At 80.1% G+C, this 2,087-nt stretch carries 1 protein-coding gene; it reads right to left on the reverse strand.

The features are described 5' to 3' along the window. The coding region (locus AB0F10_RS45355; RefSeq protein WP_360640785.1) for a hypothetical protein at positions 1-2,087 on the reverse strand (2,087 nt) is incomplete at both ends.

A 2,087-nucleotide genomic window follows, 5' to 3' on the forward strand; every position in this document is an offset into this window, starting at 1 on the left:
GACGACGACCGGGTCGGCGGCCGGCGCGGCGCCGAGCTGGAACCCGGGCCGGCCCGGTGCGGGCCGGCCGACGAGGTGCACCACCGGGGCGGTGCCGTCGCCGCCGCGGTCCGGAGGGCCCGGCCGCCAGGCCGGCGGCGCTTCGACGGGGGCCCGGTGGCGCCACTCGCGAAACCACGTGGGTCCGCCCTCGCCGAGGCGGGCCGTGATCTCCGCCTCCCAGAACCGGACCTGATCGCCGGGCGGGACCAGGAGCCGGCCGACGAGTCTGCCCGGGCCGCGCACGTGCAGCGCGTCGCGTACCAGGTCGGGCAGGGCCGGGACCAGGTCGCCGGGCGCCATCGCGACGACACCGTGCGGGCGGCCGCCCAGCATCCGCCGCACGCCGCGCTCGAACACCCCGGGCGGGTCGGGCCGCCAGGCGGCCGGCAGGCGGTCGACGCTGACCTCGAGCTGGCGCGGCCGGGCGCGCACCGTGACGGAGACCCGCGAGGTGCCGGCCGGGCGGACCGCGGCGGCCAGGATGGTCAGCGGGGCGCGGTCCGCGACGCGGAGCGTGGCGGGCACCACCGCGCCCCGCTCGGGCCGGGGCGCCGGCGCGGGCGGCGGGGGGCCGAACCGGCCGGGATACAGCTCGACCGGGCCGCCCGCCGGCGCCGCCGGTGGCGCGTCGCCGTCCCCGGCGAGCCAGGCGAGCCCGGCGACGGCGACCCTGATCCGCTCGAGCCAGCCGCGCCAGGCGCCGGTGAGCACGGCGGGGGAGTCGACGAGCTCCGCCCAGGGCGGCAGGGCGTCGTCGCCGGCGTGCTCGCGCAGGCGCTCGTAGGCGGCGTTGAGGTCGAGGACGACCTGCTTCGGCGCCGGCGGGGCGGTGTCGTCGCCGCGGTGCACGACGGCCAGGGCCAGCAGGGTGATCGCCTGCAGCGCGATCACCGGGCTGCGCGGGCCGCTGCGGTCGGCGGCCAGGCTCAGCAGCGCGACCGCGCCGCCGGGGTCGCGCACCGCCCGCAGCTCGCCCAGCTCGAGCCCGGTCAGCGCCAGGTACATCGGCGGGACCGGCGGCAGGCGCCGGTGCAGATCGTCGAGCGTGGTGGCGGCCGCCAGCGCCGCCCGTACCCGGGTGAGCGGCCGGTCCGGCCCGAGCCGCCCGGCGCCCGGGGCCGGCTCGTGCCACTCACACGGCGGCGGATCGACGCCGTCGATCAGCGCTTCGGCGGCCCAGCGTGCCTCCCGCGCGGCGCCGGGGCCGGCGATCGCGACGGGGAGCCGGTCGCGCATCCGCCGGGCGAGCCGCAGCAGCGCCGCCTGCGCGGCCCGCCGGATCCGTTCGGCGCGCCGGTCGGAGCCGGCGTCGCGCAGCCGCTGGGCGAGCACCTCCTGCGCGGTGCCGGGGTCGCCGAGCATCAGGTAGCCCTCGCTGATGCTCACGAACAGGTCCGGCACCTGATCGTGGATGCGCCGGGTGCCGTGCCGTCCGGCGTCGTGCACGTCGAGCAGCCGCAGCCCCTCGAGGCGTTCGCGCCGCACCGTCCCGTAGCCCAGGCGCAGCTGCAGGCACTGCGACAGCAGGCGTTCGCCGTCGATCGATCTCAGGTCCTCCTCGGCGACGCGTTCCCAGCGGCGCAGCGGCAGCGAGGGCAGCGGCCGGGCGTGCACGTAGGCCTCCCGGGCCTCGTACAGGTGCACGCGGGCGGCGGCGTTCGACGGCGCGCGCCAGTCCGCCCACCGCGCTCCGCCCGTCCCCGCGGCCCCGATGTCGATCGCGGCGTCCGCCACCTGCCGACCCAGCAGCCGGGTCCGGGCGAGGGTCAGCAGGGCCCGCACCAGGGGATCGCCGGTGGCGGCCGCCCAGCGCTCGGCGCCGGCCACGATCGGGGCCGGGTCGGTGTCCGGCGCCCGATGGTCGGCGATCGCCTCCACCACGGCGGCCACGCTGCCGTCCAGCTGCCCCGGGAAGGCCGACGCGTCGTCGATCAGCCGCGCCAGGTGTTCGACCGACGGCGCGCGCCCCGATTCGACGGCGGCCGCGGCGCGGCCCAGCCGCGCCCGGATCCGCAGCCGCCGCGCGATCGAGCCGCCGCGGGCGC

Origin of the sequence: Actinoplanes sp. NPDC026623, assembly GCF_040638275.1 — a bacterium.
GTDB lineage: Bacteria > Actinomycetota > Actinomycetes > Mycobacteriales > Micromonosporaceae > Actinoplanes.